Annotated in this window: 14 protein-coding genes; 5 read left to right on the top strand and 9 right to left on the bottom strand. The window is 42.8% G+C overall.

The genetic code is table 11. The annotated features are described in order from the left end of the window. Positions 1-9 precede the first annotated feature (9 nt). Together KQP93_RS17205 and KQP93_RS17210 are read right to left on the bottom strand one after the other, a co-directional pair. Complete coding sequence (locus KQP93_RS17205; RefSeq protein ID WP_130050180.1) at positions 10-1,347, bottom strand: MFS transporter; 1,338 nt, start codon at positions 1,345-1,347, stop codon at positions 10-12. Between the two features lie 272 nt (positions 1,348-1,619). Next, positions 1,620-4,436: a TonB-dependent receptor gene (locus KQP93_RS17210; protein WP_217875348.1), complete on the bottom strand. Its 2,817-nt coding sequence runs from the start codon at positions 4,434-4,436 to the stop codon at positions 1,620-1,622. Between the two features lie 598 nt (positions 4,437-5,034). Between KQP93_RS17210 and KQP93_RS17215 the strand changes: the two genes are divergently transcribed. The 3 genes from KQP93_RS17215 (at position 5,035) to KQP93_RS17225 (ending at position 10,320) form a co-directional block, all read left to right on the top strand. After that, positions 5,035-5,997 (top strand): glycoside hydrolase family 43 protein, encoded by a 963-nt coding sequence (locus KQP93_RS17215; RefSeq protein WP_217875349.1) that lies wholly within the window; start codon positions 5,035-5,037, stop codon positions 5,995-5,997. 353 nt (positions 5,998-6,350) lie between these two features. After that, positions 6,351-9,770 carry a LamG-like jellyroll fold domain-containing protein gene (locus KQP93_RS17220; RefSeq protein WP_217875350.1) on the top strand — a complete coding sequence of 1,140 codons (3,420 nt, stop codon included), beginning with the start codon at positions 6,351-6,353 and terminating at the stop codon, positions 9,768-9,770. A gap of 130 nt (positions 9,771-9,900) precedes the next feature. Next, positions 9,901-10,320 carry a hypothetical protein gene (locus tag KQP93_RS17225; protein WP_254907696.1) on the top strand — a complete coding sequence of 140 codons (420 nt, stop codon included), beginning with the start codon at positions 9,901-9,903 and terminating at the stop codon, positions 10,318-10,320. A 4-nt stretch (positions 10,321-10,324) separates the two neighbouring features. On the opposite strand, the gene KQP93_RS17230 is transcribed toward KQP93_RS17225, so the two are convergent. Beyond that, positions 10,325-11,275, bottom strand: coding sequence for a GGDEF domain-containing response regulator (locus tag KQP93_RS17230; RefSeq protein ID WP_217875351.1), 951 nt, complete (start codon positions 11,273-11,275; stop codon positions 10,325-10,327). Between the two features lie 499 nt (positions 11,276-11,774). On the opposite strand from KQP93_RS17230, the gene KQP93_RS17235 reads away from it, so the two are divergent. Next, on the top strand, positions 11,775-12,209 hold the full coding sequence (locus KQP93_RS17235; RefSeq protein WP_217875352.1) for a DUF4019 domain-containing protein: 435 nt from the start codon (positions 11,775-11,777) through the stop codon (positions 12,207-12,209). Between the two features lie 173 nt (positions 12,210-12,382). Further along, entirely contained in the window at positions 12,383-12,778 is a 396-nt protein-coding gene (locus KQP93_RS17240) for a DUF4019 domain-containing protein (RefSeq protein WP_217875353.1), read from the top strand. An 871-nt stretch (positions 12,779-13,649) separates the two neighbouring features. On the opposite strand, the gene KQP93_RS17245 is transcribed toward KQP93_RS17240, so the two are convergent. From KQP93_RS17245 to KQP93_RS17270, 6 genes are all read right to left on the bottom strand, one after another. Beyond that, the gene (locus KQP93_RS17245; RefSeq protein ID WP_254907697.1) at positions 13,650-15,599 is read right to left on the bottom strand and encodes an RICIN domain-containing protein; all 1,950 of its coding nucleotides are present in this window, start codon (positions 15,597-15,599) and stop codon (positions 13,650-13,652) included. A gap of 12 nt (positions 15,600-15,611) precedes the next feature. Beyond that, entirely contained in the window at positions 15,612-16,679 is a 1,068-nt protein-coding gene (locus KQP93_RS17250; RefSeq protein WP_239962179.1) for an aldose epimerase family protein, read from the bottom strand. A gap of 215 nt (positions 16,680-16,894) precedes the next feature. Then, positions 16,895-17,479 (bottom strand): HAD family hydrolase, encoded by a 585-nt coding sequence (locus tag KQP93_RS17255; protein WP_217875354.1) that lies wholly within the window; start codon positions 17,477-17,479, stop codon positions 16,895-16,897. A gap of 136 nt (positions 17,480-17,615) precedes the next feature. Continuing rightward, on the bottom strand, positions 17,616-19,115 hold the full coding sequence (araA, locus tag KQP93_RS17260) for an L-arabinose isomerase (protein ID WP_055198523.1): 1,500 nt from the start codon (positions 19,113-19,115) through the stop codon (positions 17,616-17,618). A 23-nt stretch (positions 19,116-19,138) separates the two neighbouring features. Next, positions 19,139-19,834 carry an L-ribulose-5-phosphate 4-epimerase gene (locus KQP93_RS17265; protein WP_058586026.1) on the bottom strand — a complete coding sequence of 232 codons (696 nt, stop codon included), beginning with the start codon at positions 19,832-19,834 and terminating at the stop codon, positions 19,139-19,141. Next, positions 19,831-21,483 carry a ribulokinase gene (locus KQP93_RS17270; RefSeq protein WP_217875355.1) on the bottom strand — a complete coding sequence of 551 codons (1,653 nt, stop codon included), beginning with the start codon at positions 21,481-21,483 and terminating at the stop codon, positions 19,831-19,833. Before KQP93_RS17270 ends, KQP93_RS17265 begins: the two co-directional genes overlap by 4 nt. Between the last annotated feature and the right edge of the window lie 125 nt (positions 21,484-21,608).

Genomic DNA, 21,608 nt, shown 5'->3' on the forward strand with positions numbered 1-21,608 from the left:
AAAGGGTGGTTATTTAGGTAGGCGTTTATGAATAACCATATCCGTATAGTACTCATCGGTAATTTTGTATTTTTTCAAGATCAGACCAAGTAAGGCGTGGAATACACCAGGAATGATGGTTAGCATTAGTGCTAAGCCCATTAGGGTAAACTCGGTTTGCTCAACGTTAGGCTTGTACTCAAAAAATGCCAGTAATAAACCACCCGCTAAACCAGCTAAACCGCCCCCGGCTTTTTGGCAGAATGAAATACCACCAAACGATAAGCCTGATGCACGAACGCCGTCTTTAATTTCACCGTAATCTACGGCTTCAGCAATTGCAGACCAGAATACTGGTGCATGTAAATCAACCACAAATGACAAGATGATATAAAGCACAAACGCCATCATCACATCACCCGGTTGCACCACAAAATACATTAGCAATGAGATGAATAACACGGCGATTTGTGATTGACGGAATAGCTTCATTTTACAGTAACGCTGGGTGATCCACGTACTTGCCACCATTGAGACAATAGATGCTGCAATACCCGCACTGGTAAAGGCACCTGCTAAATCTGGTACACCTAAGTAATAGGTTGCGTAATACATAGCAACACTGCCACGAATCGCATAACCAAGCGTACCAAGTACACAAGCTGCACACAGTAGTAGCCATTGGTCATTTTTAATAAGTACTTTTAATTGCGTAAGCACGCCTTCGGTTTGTGGCTCATGCGTAATACGTTCGCGAGTAGTAAAGAAACAAAACAGAAATAGTGCTACGGCACATGCCGATACCAATGCCATTGCCAGTTTATAACCATACGACAAGCTGCCATCTCCCCAATATGAGGCAAGTAGCGGCACTGAAAATACGATTATTACATTAGCAATCTTAGCGAAGAACATACGGTAGCCATTAGCTGACAAACGCTCTTTTGGATCTGCGGTTAATACACCAATGTAAGAGATATAAGGGATAGCAACACCGGTAAACATCAAGGTCGCAAACAGGTAAGTGGCATAAGCCCAAGCTAACTTCATGTTGTAGTCGAAATCAGGCGTAGTAAATAACAGTACGACCGACAAACCATAAGGTACAGATAAAAATAAGAACCAGTGACGGAACTGACCCCAACGGGTTTTCACTTTGTCGGTGATCACCCCCATTAATGGATCGGTAAAGGCATCAACAAAACGCGCCACTAAGAACAACACACCCATATCAACCGGATCAAGTCCGTAGATATCGGTGTAAAAGAAAGACATAAAATAGAATAACGCTGCAACCATGACATTTACTGCCATGTCGCCGGCACCAAAGCCGACCTTTTCTACAACGGATAACTTTTGAGATTCCATACAACAACACCCTAATTGGTCAATAGTGAGCCGCCGCTCACCATTTCAAGCAATGCTAAAAAGCCTTCAACATTGCGTATCGAATAAATTTATAGCCCTAGATATTACACAGCTTGGCCATTGCGTTCGTTATTTTTGTAAATTTAATGCTAACCTAATTAATAGTATTATCATACTTATTAAATCGCAACTCTTTTCGACCGGTGGTTTGGTTTATAAAAACCAATAAAAAACCCCAGCAGAGCCGGGGTTTTTAGGTCTATAAAAGAAATTTAGAAAGAATAACGTGCGCCTAGTGCGAATGTACGTGAGTAGATACCGTTACCAAAGTTAAATAGGTTGTCGTTACCTTCACCGTAGTAGCTCTGATATACGTCATCTAGGATGTTCGTTGCATCAAAGGTTACGACAAAGTCATCATTCACATTGTAGCTAAATTGGAAATCTAAGCTTTGCTCAGGACGATTCCAGAACTGAATCGGGTTAGCAAAGATTGCCGCTTCATTACCTGTGTAGAACTCAGAACGCCATACATAAGATAAACGCATGTCGAATGAATCACGCTCGTAGATACCTACGATGCTGTACGATTCATCAGAAACACCAGCCATTTGTGAATCAACATAACCAGAAATTTCACCTAGCTCATTGAATTCAGGCGTATCTTGCTCTGAATCAAGCATTGTATAGCTTGCTTGCACACCAAAACCATTTAAGTATTCTGGTAAGTTTTCAGGGAAGTAAACTAAACCAACTTCTAAACCAGACAGCTCACCGTTTGAAGCATTCACTGGCGCACTTAATACATACGGACGTGTTACGCCATCATCGCCTTCGCGTACAACTTGCTTACGACCCGCAACGACTAAGCCTTCAATTTCACGGTAAAAGTAAGCCGCGTAAAGTGAGCTTGTATCTGCGAAGTACCATTCAAGTGATGCGTCGTAGTTCTTTGATTCTGTTGGTTTAAGCTCTGGGTTACCGCCATTACCTGTACCGTAAGTAGCACCTTCTGTTAATGGATCATACCAGTATTGCAAGGCGTTCAAGTCAGCAAAGTTAGGCATACGTAATGTTTCTGTGTACGCAACACGACCCACTACATCATCAGTAATGTTCCAGTTAAGCACAAAGCTTGGCAGTAATGCGCTGCTATCAGCACTTGCTGAGCTCTCTTCAAATACATTTGAGTTCATGCCGCCAGACTCTGCAACAAAGTCCATGTCTTGCTCGTAGCTTACATAACGTAAACCAAATTCACCGCTAATATCTTCCGTTAAGAAGAAGTTAGTTGTTGCATATAGTGCATATGAGTTTTCTTCGATATCAAATGTTTTGTATACGTCTTCAGCTTCAAGACCATATACACTACGAACAGCATCGCCGTTATCAAGCATATAACCACCATCAGCAGTTACAAAGCTGTCGAATACGTCAGCACGGCCATCGAAATAATCATCAACTTGGAACACAATACCAGAACCATCGCCAGATGCCCCAGCAGCAGCCAGTTGCTCAATTAAGCTAGCTACAGATGTGTTTGCAATGCCAGTATCTTGACCACGTGTGTACTCTTGCGCAGTACGTTTTTCATAACGACCACCGAATTTCACTTTATCAAAATAAGTACCACCAATTAGGTATTCAGCATCAAATGTAAAGGTCAGTGCATCACCCGCGTTACCGCCGCCATTGTCATAAATAGTGCCGGCATTCCAGTTTTCGATAGCAGCCATATCTGCTTCGTTTACCGCTGTGTTTGGATCATCCCAAAACGCGATGCCTGGTACGCCATCTTTATCGTTAAAGTCTACATCTAAGCCATAGGCAGTGCGGTCAAAGCGCATTGCGAAGAAATCTGTTTCGTACTCACTGTCTTGGTAAACAACTTCTGTGTTAATCGTTAGGTAATCGCTTGCTTGCCACTCTGCACCTAGCGCATATAAGTAGCTATCTGTTTTACCATATGAGAAGTCACCACTTTGGAAACCGCCAGCGCCAATCGCTTGCTTTTCTTTAACCACATTAGTGCCATCAAACACAGTTGGTGTTTCAATGAAACCGTTACCGTTTTCAAACGTATTTGAGAACCACATCGCATTTTGCGATTCGTTTTCGTAACCTGTGTAGAAACCTTCAGCTGTGATTTCTAGAGTTTCATCTGGTGCCCACTGTAAAGATACAGATGCAGCAGGACGTTTACGAAGACCTGTAAATGAAGTACCGAAGATAGCATCACGCGCTAATAGGTATTCAGTTGGCTCACCATTTACATCTAAAGTAGAACCTGACGCTGTCGGTAGACCTAACTCTGTACCTTGAGTCCAAAATTCATTTGGAACACGTGAATACGGTGAGTAGTTGTATTGTGGTTTATCAGTAAAGAATGGGAATGCAGCACCCGCTGTGATGGTGTCATCGCGGTAATGTGTTTCAGCGTATGAAATATTAACTAATGCACCAAACTCACCAGCGCCGTCGATTTCCCAACGGTTAGAAAGTAACGCACTGATATTTGGATCAACTTCATCTGGTTGATCTGAGTAAATCGCACGTGCCGCTAAAACAACTTTTTCACCTTCGAAGTTGAAAGGACGGTGAGTTTTAATATCAATCGCACCGGCGATACCACGTTCGATTTGATCCGCCGAACGAGTTTTATAAACTGTTACGCCTGAAAGTAAACTTGCAGGAATGTCTTGCAGCGCCACATCACGACCCGCACCTGTAAAGATAGCGCGGCCATTAACTGTGGTATTAACATCAGTAAGACCACGAATTGAAACCGCGCTTACTTCACCAGCTCCACGGCCAGTTGTTTGAACACCTGTTACACGTTGTAATGCTTCAACTACGTTGTTATCAGGGAATTTACCAATATCTTCAGCAACAATTGCATCCACGATTTGAACGCTTGCACGTTTTTCATCTAACGCTTTGTTTAAACTGCCGCGAATACCTGATACTTGAATAACTTCCATCTCATCGACGTTATTCTCAGGAGTGTTTGGTGCTTCCTCCTGTGCAAAAGCAAATTGACAGGTAAATGCCATAACTACAGCACTGGCTATGTGTGTTCTTTTAAACATAAGCGGTGTTCTCCAAATTATAGTTATATCGGTCCGCTGAACTTTCCCCATTCAGTTACCGAAGAGTGACCACTGCATTGTGCATCGTGTGTTGTCAAAACGGTGCGCGAGTGTGTCTATATTTTTATGTTAATACATTGCTGCCTGAACTTTAATCATATTGTATGATTATTTAACAGTCAACTCAAAAAGCCAAATTAAAATAACTGCCATTATGTTTACAAAAAACGTTGCAATTATAACATGTTACAAACTCAAAGCATGCTGCGTTTTTGTTTTGGGAATTTATTAAGGCCCATTATTATCAGCTACTTAGCGATTATTCGTTTGCTTATTTAATTTGTCTTTCATTCATCCAGAGCAACAAAAAAGGGCTAACAAGTTATTTACCCAGCGTATTTTGATGCTACTATGATTAAAATACAATAATACAATATAGAGTTATTTTTTGCTGCACTTTTACTGATTTGTTTCGATGTAAACAATCAGTTACTCAGTATAATCAGGCGTACACTGTTTATTATCTGGTCACTTAGATCGAGTTCTGGGTCGAAAAAGCTGCAGTTCTAACAACAATTATTAGTTACTAAGGACACTCATGAAGAATTTGAAAGCGTTAGCGCTGCCATTACTTTTTTCGAGCAGCTTAGCTGTTGCACAAAACCCATTATTTACCGATGTATTTACTGCAGATCCTGCTGCACTTGTTCATAATGACACCGTATACCTTTATACAGGCCATGATGAAGCACCTAATAATGACGTGTTTTTTGAAATGCATGACTGGTTAGCCTTTTCATCAACAGATATGGTGAACTGGAAAAAGCACGGCCCAATCATGAAAGCAACAGACTTTAAATGGGCTAAAGGTGAAGCATGGGCTTCACACATGATTGAGCGTGATGGCACTTTCTACTTCTTTACAACTGTTCGCCACGATGACACAAAACCTGGCTTTGCAATTGGTGTTGCAACTTCTAAGTCACCAACGGGTCCATTTAAAGACGCGATTGGTCACGCACTGGTTACCGATGACATGACCAAGCACACACCAAATGATTGGGACGACATCGACCCGGCTATTTATACAGAAGAAAACGGCGATACTTACATGTTCTTTGGTAACTTAATGCCAAAATACGTAAAGCTAAGCGACGACTTACTGTCTCTTGATGGTGAAATTAAAACGCTAGACTTACCGAACTTTACCGAAGCGTTATGGGTTCATAAGAAAAACGAGAATTATTATGTATCGTACGCATGTGAGTTCCCAGAGAAGATCTGTTATGCCATGAGCAAAAGCATTCATGGGCCATGGGAATATAAAGGTATCTTGAATGAGATCGCAGGTAACAGCGAAACCAACCACCAATCAATTATCGAATACAAAGGTAAAGACTACTTTATTTACCACACTGGTGCCGTACCACCGATTGATGGCAAACCAAGTGGCGGGCGTTTTCGCCGTTCAGTGGCGATTGAGCCGCTTTATTACAACGAAGATGGCACACTTAAACGTATTATCATGACCACTGAAGGTCTAAGTAAACAAGACAAATAATCTCAAAAAGGGCTCTTAAAGAGCCCTTTTTAGTGGTCAAATGTAATACAAATAAACAAGTTTACTGGAAAATCCTCACTTTCAGATAAGTAAAAAACTTCCCTAAAAGTATAAAAAAAGCGAAAAAAACGCCCAAATTGGCAACTTGAAAAAATTAAAATCACGCTGTACATATTGTAAACCCTGACACTTCATGTTTACATATCAATTACCTTTGCAAAAGTATTTGCACATTTTAAATCGTACTATAAAATTACAATACTACGTTCTTATTAGTTTGATATAGGCACGCGGCAATTTTATTGACAACAATCGAATAAAAAATGAATCCCAGTTTCAAGAGGACACATAAAATGAAATTAAATAAATTAGCCATGGTCATAGCCTGCTCTTTGGCTGTTACAGGTTGTGGCAAAGAAGATGGTACTAAGCTTGACACAGCACCAGCGGTTGCCGACCCGCAAAGTGCAAAACCGACAGTAAGCAGCAGTGTTGAATACACTGAATCAGGTAGCGTGATGGTTACCAATGTAAGCGTGCACGACCCTTCTGTCGTTAAAGTTGACGACACTTATTATATTTTTGGTTCACACCTTGCTGCCGCTAAATCAACTGATCTCTTGAACTGGGAAATGATTTCGAGCCTTTCAGCTAACGCAGCCGTTAATGAAAGCGCATTATTTGATTACAACTACACAGGTGAAATTGCCGAAGGTATTGAATGGACAGACGGCTTCACAGGAAACTGGGCTGCCGATGTAATTAAAGCGCCAAATGGTAAATTTTGGTTTTACTATAACCACTGTGCACAAGACAACCCAGATACACCAGATGTTGTTGATGAAGTATGCTGGAACCGCTCTTACCTTGGTTTAGCTGAAGCTGACAATATCGAAGGTCCGTATACAAACAAAGGTATTTTCTTACGCAGCGGTTATCGCACAGAAGCTGAATTTACAGCTTACCCACTTGATAATGGCCAAACAACGTGGAATGGTGCTGTTGATCCTAACGCCATTGACCCTGCAGCTTTCTATGATGCTGACGGCAAACTTTGGATGGTTTACGGCTCATACTCTGGCGGTATTTTCGTGCTAGCAATGGACGAAGAAACAGGTATGCCAGAAGCAGGTCAAGGCTATGGTAAAAAGCTAGTTGGTGGTGACTTCCGTGCAATGGAAGGTGCATTTGCCATGTACAGCCCAGAAAGTGAATACTACTACCTATTCTTCTCAGTTGCTGGTTTTGACCTTAATGGTGGTTACAACATACGTGTTGCTCGCTCTAAAACACCTGATGGCCCTTACCTAGATAACGCAGGTAATGACATTGCAGCTATCGGCGGCCTAGAGGTCGGCGAAAAACTAATGGGCGGCTTTGAGTATACGCAAGAACTTGGCGAAACAGCACCAGCATGGGGCTACCAATCACCGGGTCATAATTCTGCTTACTACGATGAAGCGACAGGTCGTCATATATTAGTAACGCATACACGTTTCCCACAAACGTCTACTGAGTTCCCAACCATTTCAGAAGCGCACCAAGTTCGCGTACATGAAATGTTCATTAACTCATTAGGTTGGCCGATGGCATCACCACAACGCTATGTACCGCTTGAAGGCGACAACATGGTTGTGGCAGATGAACTTTATGGCTATTACAAATTTATCAACCATGGCAATGATGTAAATACAGATGCTATTCGCTCAATGCATATTGCTTTAAACGAAGATCACTCAGTAACCGGTGATGATCCAGGTATCTGGTACATGATTGATGACTCAAATATTAAACTTGAGTTAGATTCTGGTACTTACTTTGGCGTGGCTAAATGGCAATGGGATGATGCAACTAAAGCAATGGCTGTAACTGTATCAGCTACATCAAGCGAAGGCGCTACCATTTGGGCAAGTAAACGTGATGAAATCACAGATACTGCTAATGTGCTGGGCACTGTTCAAGAAGCTCTTGATATTAAAACTGAATTATCAATCGCTGACGAAGGTTATTCACTACCAACGAAAGGTAAAGATGGTGCTGCAATTAACTGGGAAAGTAGTGATGAATACTACATCACCAGTGAAGGCTCAGTATTCATTCCAACGCCAGATCGCGGCAATAAAGCGGTTACTTTAACAGCTAATATCTCTTTAAACGGCGAGAGCACGACTAAAACATTTAATGTAAATCTAGAAGCGCGCCCAGAGTTTAAAAATGCGATTGCACACTATGCATTTGAAGATTCACTCAGTGATGGCTTAGGTAACCTTGATGATGCGGGTGTAACAGATAACAACCTGTTAAATGTGGGTGCCGGTACAGCAGCCTACGCTGAAGGGCAAACAGGTAAAGCCTTTAACTTTGATGGTGCAACGGGCGTGCGTTTACCTGATGAGTTAGTAACGGGTGATGAGTACACCATTTCGTATTGGTTTAAGCCAACAGTATTGACCAACTTCACGCCTTCATTCTTCGCTTCAACATCTGATGCACGTTGGATGAGCTTGATTCCGGGTAGTACACACTTTACGTCAACACCAATGCTATGGAGCCGTTATTTAGCTGATGATGGCACAGATATGTGGAACCAAATCATTTCTGACTCTCCAGCGGTAATGGATTGGAATCATATTGCAATCACTTATGCAAATGGCACTGCAACCCTTTATCGTGATGGTGTGCGTGCAGGTTCTATGCCTCGCCCTGATTTCTTTAGCGCACAAACAGGTAACTTTGCTCTTGGTGTTAACTACGGCTGGGACTTACCTTTCCAAGGTCAAATTGATGAATTCATCGTCTACGACTACGCGCTAAACGGCCTAGACATCAATGGTGCTGCAATCAATAACCTGACAGATCCGACTAAATTCGAAAGCTTCATTACTGACGCACTAGATTTAGGCGATGTCTCTGCAGTACGTGAAAGCTTTGAGTTACCGCGTGTAGGTCCATTTGTATCTGGTATTAGCTGGACATCAAACAACGAAGAGTACTTAAAACCAGTTAACGGCACAGCTGTTGTTACTCAACCTAGCGCCTCTGCTGGCGACCAAGTAGTGACATTAACTGCAACTATTAAGTACAAAGACTTTACTGATACTAAGTCATTCGATGTAACCTTAAAATCACTTGCGCCTGCTGAATACAGCTTTGAAGGTGACCTAAGTGCATTAAACGGTGCGTATGCAGCGGGTAAACCAACCGGTGGTTTCATTAACAACACTGGTGGTAACGTAACTTTTGTTGACGGTATCATGGGTCAAGCAGTATTCCTTGAAGGTTCAGGTGTTCGTCTACCGGATAACTTAATCACGACCAATGACTACTCAGTATCTATGTGGTTAAAACCTGAAACCTTCACTGATTACACTACAGCGTTCTTCGCAGGTGCAAGTGCAGGTTCTTGGTTAAGTTATGTGCCATCTATGGCAGGTACAGGCCTAACTCGTTTATGGGCAAATAACGGTGCCTTCTTCGATACTGCCGAACTAGATAGCCGTATTCCTGCAAAAGAATGGACACATGTTGCATTCACTGTTGATGGTACGAACGGTGATGTGTTGAAGATGTATGTTAACGGTGAATTACAGCTAGAAACCGATGGCTTCCCGCGTGTATTCACGGTTCCTGGTGAAACAAATGAGTTTGCACTCGGTGTTAACTACTGGGATACACCTTATAACGGTGCTATCGATGAACTGAAAATTTTCAACGGTGCAATTAGCGCTGAAGAAATAAAAGCACTCTTTGATGCAGCTGCTGCACAGGAGTAACAAAGTGAGGTGAGCTGCCTCACCTCAACTATTTGTTGTCTGGAAAGGCCGGGTGAAAACCCGGCTTTTTTCTAAAGCTTTAGTACCCCTTGCCGATACATACATATCATCCACTTTCATCGCTCTCATTATGGCTATTAACTCATTAGCAAATGCGTTAACTATCTCAAACGCAGATACAGCAAGCAGTAATACCAGTTCAAAAGTAGGCTACAAACTCAGCAGCCAAGAGATGAATAAACTCTCTGGTCGTGAGGTAGAGCCCACTAAAAAAGATGAAATAACCAGCGAACTCCCCGCGCATATTCGCAAAATGGTTGAGCAACTAGAAAAGCTCAAAGAGCAACTCGAACTTGCCAAAGAGCAATTAGCTAAACTGCAAGCGCTCAAAAACCAAGAAGATGAAGCTGTAAAAGTGCAAGTTGAAACGCAGACCAAGATGGTTATGGAAATCCAAACGCAAATAATGACTCTTAGCCAATCAATTAGCGACGCGCTTAAAGAAGCAGGTATCAGCGATCCCGGTGTACTGATGAGTGTGTTGGTATAAAACTTTAGGCTTTAGGCTTTAAACAGTATTGATTACGCCCGTTCTTTTTAGCTTCGTACAGGTTTTCGTCAGCCTTTAAGAAAAGTGTCTTCCAATCTCTTGGAGATTCCGGAACAGTCACCCCACCAATTGAAATAGTTAAATAACCACTCGGTGAGTCTTCATGGGGTAAATGCTCTTCGTGCAATAGGTCTATTATTCGTTTTGCCACCAACTGACAACCATCATAGTTAGTGTGTGGAAGGACTATGGCAAACTCCTCACCACCCCAACGTGAAATAAAGTCTGTGTCGCGTGCTAATGCTCTTTTGACTGTGTTAGTAACTGATACCAGTGCTGCATCACCTGCCAAATGGCCATAACGGTCGTTATATTTTTTAAAATAATCAATATCCAGTAATAACACAGAGACTTCGGGTGACTCATGCCTTGCACTCAGTTGATTCATCACCACTTCTAAATAGCGTCGATTAAAAACTTTAGTGAGCGAGTCAATCATTGAGGCTTCTTTATGTTGCTCAAGCAAAGCACTGTATTTCAGCTCTTTTTCTACACGTTTTTGCAGTGTTACTGCACTGTAGGGTTTAGCAATAAAATCATTGCATCCCGCGTCCCAAAATTTATATTCAAAGCTTGTATAATTTTCGCCAGTTAACATGATTATGGGGGTATGCTCAAACGCAGGAACGCTGCGAATACTCTGACACAGTTCAATCCCATCCATACCTGGCAATCGGTAATCAAGTAAAAAAAGTGAGACTTTTAAATTAGTGAATTGCTCTAACAATTCCTCGGCAGTTGAGAAGCGCCTGAGATTATACTTAGGTGATAGCACTTTGTTGATAATAGTAAAATCAAGATCACTGTCTTCAACCAAAACAACATTGCTTTCAAGTGTTGCTTGACTCAGATCCTTTTCAGCTTTTTTTCGTAATAAATTGAGTGAACTATCCATATAAAGTATACCCCTATTGGTTCACCGTTGAGGGTAGTTTGCATTATCGGGATTTTCAAGTGACGACAAATAGCAAGGCTTCCAACTTGTGACTAATGACTTTTAGGTTTGGACGGTACTTTCTCCTTGCCAACTTTCTCCTCGCTAACCTCTCTCATAAAACCCCAAAAAGGGTCAAAAACCCAGTAACTATGCGGGCTCTGAATTATCGAGCACGCAAATACGAAACTTCCTTAGCAGCAAAAACAAGTGTTATTTATGGTCATTGTCGTTACATTTAGTAGCTATTAAAACGACTTGTTTTGATCAATAAATCAACAACATAAAATTAACGACCTAATCTACATAGCCACTTTGCGAACTCAATTGCAAAGACCGCTCAAATAAAAAACAACACTTAAATCTCAATAAAACATCTTTACTAGCACTTTATCAGTATAGAAATTAACCAACTCATTCGTATTATGAATTCACCCTATGAACGAAGTGAGGGCGTCTTATGCGTCAAATTTTATTACTTTCTGTAAATGGATTTACGCTACAAAAACTGTTTTTACTGGCATCGTTATTAGTGTGCTTTTTTGCCTCTGCTGAAGAAACAAGCCCTATTTCAACAGCCAGAGCGTGGTTAACCTTGGTAGATTCTGGAGAATACCACGAGAGTTGGAAACAAGCCGATAAAGTCTTTCAAAACACCACACCAAAAACTCGCTGGAAAACAGCCTTAGATCAAATACGCGTTCCTTTGGGCCGAGTTATGTCTCGCACTTATTTTGGCACAGCAGAATATAACTCATTACCCGGCCTGCCAAATGGTGAGTATATAGTGGTCAAGTTTCAAACCGAGTTTATGAATAAAGAGGCTGTAGTTGAAACGCTCAGCCTTAGCAAAGCCGCCGATGGCTGGCATCCATTAGGCTATCTGATCGATTAATTTAGAGCAGCGCAAAGCACCTTGAGCTATGTGCTGTAAGATTTATCGGCAGTCAAAATGCTTATCTGCGGGAAAATAAACCGCACAATTGATGAATAGTATTTATTGTTCGTCGCCGTAATATAAAAACACTTCAAGACGAATTCAATAAACAACAAGTAAATGGAATTGCTATGAAAAAAACGCTCTTACTAATCATTTTTTTAAGCTGCTTTTGTGCAAATGCTGAGGAGCTCGAAGTTATTCATCGCGCTAAAAGCTGGCTTACGTTAATCGACAACGGTCAGTATCAGCAAAGTTGGCAGCAAGCAGACTCATTATTTAAACAAACAATGCCACAAAGCAACTGGAGCAAAGCGTTAAAACAAGTTCGAGTACCACTTGGCAAGGTAATTTTGCGTGAAAATTTAAGCCTGATGAATTATGACTCTTTACCCGCTCTGCCTGATGGCGAATATGTGATCATTCAGTTTCAAAGCCAGTTTATGAATAAAGAGCAGGCCATTGAAACAATTAGCCTCAGCAAAAGTAGTGGCCAGTGGCAACCTATCGGTTATTTTATTAATTAGGAGATTGCAGAGGTTGAGATGGATTATGTTGGGTTTCGCTTCGCTCAAACCAACCTACCCGAAGAATGAGCAGGGCAAGCAATGTGGTAGGCGTCACGCTTGCTTGGCGCGTCATGAAATCAACACCCTTCGAGCAGACAAACATATCACCAACATACCCCACCGCTCGGCTAAAAACTGACAGCTGAAGGCTGAAGGCTGACAGCTCCTAAACAACGCGCGAAATAAATTTCACGCCTACAACAACACCTGGGGTTTTATTTGTAATGTAAAGGCATGAGAAGGTTTTGATGGATTATGTTGGGTTTCGCTTCGCTCAAACCAACCTACCCGAAGAATGAACAGGCAAGTAATGTGGTAGGCGTCACGCTTGCTTGGCGCGTCATGAAATCAGCACTCTAAGAGCAGACAAACATATCACCAACATACCCCACCGCTCGGCTAAAAACTGACAGCTCCTAAACAACGCGCGAAATAAATTTCACGCCTACAACAAAACGTGGGGTTTTATATGCAATGTAGAGGCATGAGAAGGTTTAGATGGATTATGTTGGGTTTCGCTTCGCTCAAACCAACCTACCCGAAGAATGAGTAGGGCAAGTAATGTGGTAGGCGTCACGCTTGCTTGGCGCGTCATGAAATCAACACCCTACGAGCCGACAAACATACCACCAACCTACCGCAGGGCAAGTGATGTGGTAGGCGTCATGCTTGCTTGGCGCGTCATGAAATCAACACCCTTCGAGCAGACAAACATATCACCAACATACCCCACCGCTCGGCTAAAAACTGACAGCTGAAGGCTGACAGCTATAAAAAAAGCCACTCATAAATGAAGTGGCTTTGGTTGAGTCGATTTTTTACTTATAACTTAATTTGGTTCACGCAGATGGAACACTTGGCACTTGTTACCTAAATCAGGTTGTTGTGCGAAGTTAGTGTTTTCAGCTAAACCACAGTCACTTAAACCAAGCGCTTGTTTTGTGTAGCGGTTGATCAGCATCACACCACCACCTTCTACTGGAGCAATGCGCCACTGTGCTGTTTTCGCTGCACAAGAAGCCATTTCTACGTTGGCACCTGGTACTAAGGCGTTATCAGCTACCGCAGCACAGAACTCGCTGTCAGCGCTTTGCTTAAGGCTTACATAGCCAGTATCTGTTGGTGCGAAGAACCATTGTTGTGCATCTTTATGCGTGTAAGCTTGTTGCTCAACATTGGTACCCGCTTTAACCGAATCTGCCACGCTAAGTGCTTTACCACTTTGTTGGCTTAATACTACAACACTACCCATAGGGCGTAATTGCCAGTCGCCACATGCTGTTGCGTCGCTTTGCTGTAGAACCGCTTGGTTTTGTGCAGCAGAACAGCCTGCAACCGCTAAAGGCTTGCCTGTGTAACGGTTTGTGATAGATACATTACCATCTGTGCTTGGTGCTACTTTCCATTGCTGGCAGAAGTTATTACGCCATGCTGCAGATTGTACTTTAGCGTTATCTGCGTCATTACAGCTTTCAAGCTCTAAGAACTTGCTGTCTTCACGGTTAGCTAAACGAACAAAACCATCTGTTGTCGCATCAATAACCCATTGACCATTGGTGCTTGCACACTGACGCTGTACAGCACGTGCATCTTGTGGATCAGCTGCAATGTCTAAACATAAGCCACTTGTTGCATTCACTAATTGGTAGCGCTGACCTTGTACTCGCGTTACTAGTGGACCGTATTCACCTGATGGCGGTGCTACTTCAACGCCTGGTGTTAATGGTTTACCAAAGCTTGGCGTGCCATCGTCGTTCCAAGTAAATTTTTGCGCACGTAATGAACGAGTCGCACTACAACCGTGCTCTACCGAATCATTACCGTGATAAACTAACCAGTCTTCTGTACCGTCTGGCGATGTGAAAAAGCCGTTGTGACCTGGGCCAAACACTTCTTCTGTACGCTCAAATACTGGCTTGTCGTATTTTTTCCAGCTGCTCGCTTTAAGCGGATCGTCACCAACAAGCTCAAGCATACCTAGTTTGTAATCAGGAGTATTACAGAAGCTTGCTGAGTACGTCATAAACGTACGACCATTGTGCTGTAAAATTTCAGCACCTTCAGTTACTTTACGACCACTGATTTCCCAATCTAGCTCAGGACGCGTGATCACCGTATGCGGTGAGTTCTCTTTCAGTGTCCACGGATCTTCCATTTCAGCGATAATGTTTAATTGCTGATCGCCTTGCCATTGTGAGTAGATCACATATAGCTTGTCTTTGTATGTTAAGTAGTTACCGTCGATGTTCCATACGTTAGGCATTAATGCGCCCTTGTATTCGTATGGACCCATAGGATCATCACCGGCACTTTCTAATACATTTAAGTGTTGGTTATCTAAAGTGCCATCAGTACCGGCTGTGTACATCATGTACCAACGGTAGCCGTTTGGTCCTTTTAGGCGGTGGAACTCAAACGCCCAAAAATTACAACAGCGCTCAGGGTTTGAATCAGACCAAACATTGACTGGTGTTGCATCAGCAAGGCCAGCTAGTGTTGGTGATTTACGCATCACTAACTCAGATGTCCATGTTGTTGTGGTTAGGTAATAGTTACCATCCCAGTACTCAAGCCATGGATCGGCGCCATTAGGAAAAAGTGGGTTGGTAAAAATACCATTATCTTGGATTGGCGCTTTTTCTGTGGCTGCCACGTCAGTTTTCTTAGCTGTGTTGTCTTCAGCTGTAGTCTGACAACCAGTCAGAGCGCCAAACGACAAGGCAAATACGCTGGCTAAGCCAGCCTTTTGCATTGCGCTTTTAAGCTTTGTTGTTTTCACGATTGTGTTCCTTTATTTTGTACCAAATTCGTACACGATGCGTGTTGAATACACGTCACCCGGTAATAATGTTGTGCTTGGGAACGTTGGCTGATTTGGTGCATCAGGGAAATGCTGTGGCTCTAAACAAAAACCACTTCTGAAATTATGCACTAAGCCAGACGCTTGCACAGTACTACCGTCTAAGAAGTTACCTGAATAAAACTGTACTGCAGGCTCTTCTGTGTAAACTGTTAACGTACGGCCAGAGTTTGCTTCGTAAACCGTAGCAGCTTCAATAAGTTCATTACTTGGCGTGTCTTTAAGCACAAAGTTATGGTCATAACCTTTACCAAGTTTCAGTTGTTCGTTGCTAGCTTTGATATCTTGACCAATTGCTTTAGCAGTACGGAAGTCAAACGGTGTGCCTGCAACATCCATCAACTCACCAGTTGGGATCAAGCCGCCATCCACAGGGGTAATTGCTTTTGAGTTAATTTGCATTTGGTGATCAAGAATGTCGCCTTTACCCGCTAGGTTGAAGTAGCTGTGTTGCGTCATATTGATGATGGTAGGCTTGCTTGTCGTAGCAATAAACTGCATATCTAACGTGTTGTTGTTCGTTAGCGTGTAAGTCACTTCTGTCGTTACTTCACCTGGGTAACCTTGGTCACCATCAGGGCTCACTAAACTTAGGGTAACACCAGCACTGTTTTGCGTCGTGAACGGTGTCATGTTCCACACTTTTTTATCGAAACCTTGCACACCACCATGTAAGTGGTTGTCACCATCGTTAGTTGCTAATTGGTATTCAGTGCCATTTAAGGTGAATTTACCGTTAGCGATACGGTTACCAAAACGACCGATGATTGCACCGTAGTAAGTTGTCGCTTTTGTGTATGCTTCTAGGTTATCTAAACCCAGTACAATATTACCCATTTCGCCTTTTGCATCTGGTGTTTCAATACGCGTGATAATGCCGCCGTAGTTGATTACATCAACGCTAATACCATTGCTATTAGTCAGCGTTACTTGATTAACCGGCGTTTGATCAGCCAGAACGCCATAGGCCGTCATTGATGCTGAAGGGGAAGTAGTCATATTGTCTCCTTGATGAGCACAAGCTGGTGTAAGGGCAATCCCACATGTCACCAACAATGCATAAAGCCCGCGCGACTTTTTCGTGTTCGAACTGGCTGTTTGATGAGTTGTTTTTAAACCTTGGAAAACACATTGCAATGACATATGAATAACCTTTTTGTAATTGTATTTATAGTTTTATAATACAAATAAGGGTGTCATTGCAACTTTAATCGCTAAAGTTGAATTTTTCCGTCTTTCACCATGATGCAATCCATTCCCGCACTTTTGGCAGCTTGATAACCAATTTGCGTGTCTTCAAACACCACACATTGGCTTGGCTCAACACCTAATTGCTCTGCTACTTTTAAGAATGTTTCTGGGTTTGGCTTGCCTCTACTTACATCACTGGCAGTCACTAACGCACCTATTTTATTTATTAAATTGGTATCAGTTAGATGATCAATTGCATGTTCGCGGTCAGCGCCTGTGCCTACCCCCATTGGTAATACACCATGGTACTTTTCAAGTACTGCGACGGTTTCGTCAATTACCAGCGGTTGGTGCTGTAAATCAACCCAAAACTGGTGTTTATCTTTTGCCACAACCAGAGGGTCATGTTCTAAACCAAATTTTTCGTTAAGCATTTCAATTGTTTTAACGGTCGGAATGCCACCTAAGCTGTACATGTAGTCGTAATCGAATGGGTAGCCATAGGCTTCGCAAGCTTTTTGCCATGCCTGTAAGTGACTGCCCATTGAGTCAATTAAGGTGCCATCCATATCAAAAATAATGCCTTGGTAGGCGCTTAAATCGATCATATCTACTCCTAAAATGTTTCGCTTCACAATAGCATAAGCCAGCGAAGAGCGAGGCTCATCACTGGCTTAATCGACAACAAAATTTGGGGTGAACGTGCTCACACACAGCACGTTCTAGTACATAAAGTACTAATTCTTACAGGCCACGTTTTAGCATGTAATAAGCTGCGTTATGACGAAGCTCTGTTTTGAAACCACGGATCGTCGTATCGTTATCGATGATCATCGTTTCAACGCCAGCCATTTCAGCAAAATCGATAATCATATCGGTTGTTACTGCTTGGCTGTATGCTGTGTGGTGTGCACCACCGGCGTGGATCCATGCAGCTGATGCTACAGATAGATTTGGTTTTGGTTCCCAAAGCGCTGAAGCAACAGGTAAGTGAGGTAAATCAGCTGGCGGAGCCACTGTATCTACTTCGTTGATTAGAATACGGAAACGGTTACCCATATCAATTGGTGATACGTTGATTGCAGCACCCGGTTTTGCAGTAAACAATAAACGACCTACATCACATTTCACACCGATAGTGTGCTGGTGAACTTCAAGACGTGGTTTTTGTGCTGCAATTGAAGGACACACTTCTAACATGTGCGCGCCAAGTACTTGGTCAGTCTCACCCATGTTGTAAGTGTAATCTTCCATGAATGAACAACCGCCGTCACGGCCTTCACCCATTACTTTCATGATGCGAACCATAGCAGCTGTTTTCCAGTCACCCTCACCACCGTAACCATAGCCTTTCGACATTAGGCGCTGTGTAGCAAGACCAGGAAGACCAGAAAGACCTGATAAGTCTTCAAAACAGTTAGTGAATGCTTTAAAGCCGCCTTTCTCTAAGAAACGCTCCATACCAAGCTCTAAACGAGCTTCGTTGCGTAGCATTTTCACTGCGTAATCGTCTTGTAGAGTTTCGTCAGCAATTACGTAGTCTTGCTTATAAAGCTCTAACTGTGCATCAACTTCTTCTTCAGTGATAGTATCAACCACTTTTACAAGCTCAGCGACACCAAACGCGTGTACTTCATAACCAAAAGTAATTTGCGCTGAAACTTTGTTACCTTCAGTAACTGCAACTTGACGCATGTTGTCGCCAAAACGCGCAACTTTAAGTGTTTGGCTTTCTGCCCAACCTTTTGCCGCACGACACCAGTCATCTAACTGCTGTTGTACGTCAGCACGTTGCCAGTGACCTGCAACAACTTTACGCTCTTTACGCATTACAGTACCGATGAAACCGAACTCACGGTCACCGTGTGCACTTTGGTGCGTATTCATGTAGTTCATGTTGATGTCAGACCAAGGAAGGGCTGCATTGAACTGAGTATGAAGGTGTAACCAAGGCTTACGTAATTCGCTTAGGCCAGCAATCCACATTTTCGCAGGTGAGAAAGTGTGCATCCATAAAACTAAACCAACACAGTTAGGATCCGTATTTGCCGCTTGGCAAACAGCGTGAATTTCTTCAGGTGACTTAACGGTAGGCTTACATACCAAGTTTACTGGTAGATTAGCTTCGCTGTTTAAGCCCGCTACAATTGCTTCGCTGTCTTTGGCAACCGTTTCTAACACCTTAGGACCATAAAGATGTTGTGAGCCGGTAACAAACCAGACTTCTTTCGTCATCGTCGTCATGTTAATAATCCTCTAAATTCTTGCTATTTGCTCTGACCGTAATACGCGTTTTTACCGTGCTTACGTAGATAATGTTTATCCATCACTGCTTTTTTAAGTTCAGCTGCGTGTGGATCTAAAGTGCGTGTTAAATACGCCATGCGTGCAATCTCTTCGAGTAGCGCTGCATGGTATACAGACTGAGCGGCATCTTTACCCCACGTGAAAGGCGCATGACCCGCAACAATCACCATAGGTGCAGCTTTCGGATCGCGGTCTTGATACGCATCAGTAATTTGAATACCGGTTTCTAATTCATAATCGCCATTCACTTGCTCATCGGTTAGCTCACGAGTACAGGTGATGTCACCGTGTACATAGTCAGCGTGAGTTGTGCCAAGGCAAGGAATGCTTTGTTTTGCTTGTGCCCATGCAGTTGCATAGGTCGAATGCGTGTGTGTTACACCGCCAATTGAATCAAAGTGGCGATATAAATGAACATGTGTTTTTGTGTCAGAAGACGGACGCATAGACCCTTCAACAATGTTGTTTTCAAGGTCGACGATCACCATGTCTTCGGCTTTCATTTGGTCGTACGATACACCACTTGGTTTAATCGCAATCACGCCTTTGTCGCGATCGATTTGCGATACGTTACCAAAGGTATAAATTACTAAGCCACGACGTTGCAGCTCCATGTTCGCTTCATAGACTTCACGTTTTAGTTCAGTAAAACTCATGCTTTGTCTCCGTTTACATAGCTTGCAAGTGCTTGGTAGTTTGCATAAAGCTCGTCATACACAGCAACGCGCTCAGGGTTAGGTAAGTACTGATGACATACAGACGACGCCATAACTTTTTGAGCATCTGCCACTGTTGCGTGCTCACCCGCAGCAACCGAAGCCATAATTGCTGCACCCAATGCACAGCTTTGCTCACTTTCTAAAACGTCGATTGGGCAGTTCCAAACATCAGCACACGTTTGCATTACGTAGTCTGATTTTTTAGAAATACCGCCGATAACAACCACTGACTCGATTGGTACGCCTTCGCTACGGAAACGCTCAGTGATAGCACGTGCGCCAAAGGCAGTTGCTTCAACAAGTGCTTTGAAGAACTTAGGTGCATCAGTGCCCATTTTTAAGCCTGTTAATGCCATGGCAACGCTTTGGTCTGCATCTGGCGTACGACGACCATTTACCCAATCAAGCGCAGTTACGTCGCTGCTTGATACAGGCAGTGCTGCCGCCGCTTTTGATAAATCAACTAAGATTGAATCTTCTAGCTTGTTAACTAACGCTTGCTCAGCGTCAGATAGATTTGTAAGTTGACGAGTTGGCCAAAGTACTAGGTTCTTGAACCATGCGTATAAGTCACCGAATGCAGATTGACCGGCTTCTAAACCAATTAACCCTGGGATCACTGAGCCATCAACTTGACCACAAATACCTTTAACGCAAGTATCACCTAGTTGTTCTTTAGACGTTACTGTGATGTCACAAGTTGAGGTACCCATTACTTTGGTTAGAACACCAGGGCGAACATTGGCTGCTACTGCACCCATGTGACAGTCAAATGCACCGTAACCAATCACGATACCTTGTGGTAAACCTAACTTCTCGGCCCACTCAGCAGTTAAGTTGCCAGCAACTTGGTCACTTGGCTCTGTAGTTGCATTTAACGTATCAACAACACCATCTAATAGTGGATCGATATTGCTGAAGAAACTGTTTGGTGGGAAACCACCCCACTGCTCGTTCCACATTTGTTTGTGGCCCGTTGCACAACGACCTAGCTTTAATGCTTCAGGGTGTGTTGTGCCACACATTAGCGCGGTCATCCAATCGCAGTGCTCAACCCATGAATAAGTGGCTGCTTTAACACTGCTATCAACGCGGAAGATATGTAATGCTTTGGCCCAGTACCACTCAGAAGAGTAGATACCGCCCATGTGTGAAAGGTAGTTCACATCATTGTTAGTTGCAGCTTCAGTGATTTCATTTGCTTCTTTAATAGACGTATGGTCTTTCCACAAAATGAACATTGCATTTGGGTTTTCTGCAAATTCTTCAGTTAATGCCAGTGGTGTACCTTGACTATTAATTGCTACAGGTGTTGAGCCTGTCGTATCAAAGCTCATACCCACTACTTTGTCTGCAGTACCTGCTGGAACTTGTGACCAAAGACCATTAACTACTTCTACAAGGCTATCAATATAGTCTTGTGGATGCTGACGAAACTGATCTTTACTTGGGTCACAATATAAACCTTGTGCCCAGCGCGGGTAGTTTACTAAATGGCTGGCAAGTTCTTCACCAGTCGCAACATCAACGAGTAATGCTCTTACCGAGTCCGACCCGTAGTCTAATCCCAACGTATAACGAGACATAATTACCTTTCACTAATTGCTTACTAACATTGTTAGTCATTATCTTTATTTGTATGATAATATCAACAATACCAGATTGTAAAGGTATTATAAAAATATTATTAACAGGATTATTTGCTGCTGGC

The sequence above is a fragment of the Pseudoalteromonas shioyasakiensis genome, assembly GCF_019134595.1.
Classification (GTDB): domain Bacteria; phylum Pseudomonadota; class Gammaproteobacteria; order Enterobacterales; family Alteromonadaceae; genus Pseudoalteromonas; species Pseudoalteromonas shioyasakiensis_A.

What these genes read in the sequence shown, in the direction of transcription:
- KQP93_RS17255 (WP_217875354.1), bottom strand. Translation starts at nt 17,479, where the DNA reads ATGATCGATTTAAGCGCCTACCAAGGCATTATTTTTGATATGGATGGC.
- KQP93_RS17205 (WP_130050180.1), bottom strand. Translation starts at nt 1,347, where the DNA reads ATGGAATCTCAAAAGTTATCCGTTGTAGAAAAGGTCGGCTTTGGTGCC.
- KQP93_RS17235 (WP_217875352.1), top strand. Translation starts at nt 11,775, where the DNA reads ATGCGTCAAATTTTATTACTTTCTGTAAATGGATTTACGCTACAAAAA.
- KQP93_RS17230 (WP_217875351.1), bottom strand. Translation starts at nt 11,275, where the DNA reads ATGGATAGTTCACTCAATTTATTACGAAAAAAAGCTGAAAAGGATCTG.
- araA (WP_055198523.1), bottom strand. Translation starts at nt 19,115, where the DNA reads ATGACGACGATGACGAAAGAAGTCTGGTTTGTTACCGGCTCACAACAT.
- KQP93_RS17220 (WP_217875350.1), top strand. Translation starts at nt 6,351, where the DNA reads ATGAAATTAAATAAATTAGCCATGGTCATAGCCTGCTCTTTGGCTGTT.
- KQP93_RS17270 (WP_217875355.1), bottom strand. Translation starts at nt 21,483, where the DNA reads ATGTCTCGTTATACGTTGGGATTAGACTACGGGTCGGACTCGGTAAGA.
- KQP93_RS17215 (WP_217875349.1), top strand. Translation starts at nt 5,035, where the DNA reads ATGAAGAATTTGAAAGCGTTAGCGCTGCCATTACTTTTTTCGAGCAGC.
- KQP93_RS17240 (WP_217875353.1), top strand. Translation starts at nt 12,383, where the DNA reads ATGAAAAAAACGCTCTTACTAATCATTTTTTTAAGCTGCTTTTGTGCA.
- KQP93_RS17250 (WP_239962179.1), bottom strand. Translation starts at nt 16,679, where the DNA reads ATGACTACTTCCCCTTCAGCATCAATGACGGCCTATGGCGTTCTGGCT.
- KQP93_RS17265 (WP_058586026.1), bottom strand. Translation starts at nt 19,834, where the DNA reads ATGAGTTTTACTGAACTAAAACGTGAAGTCTATGAAGCGAACATGGAG.
- KQP93_RS17225 (WP_254907696.1), top strand. Translation starts at nt 9,901, where the DNA reads ATGGCTATTAACTCATTAGCAAATGCGTTAACTATCTCAAACGCAGAT.
- KQP93_RS17210 (WP_217875348.1), bottom strand. Translation starts at nt 4,436, where the DNA reads ATGTTTAAAAGAACACACATAGCCAGTGCTGTAGTTATGGCATTTACC.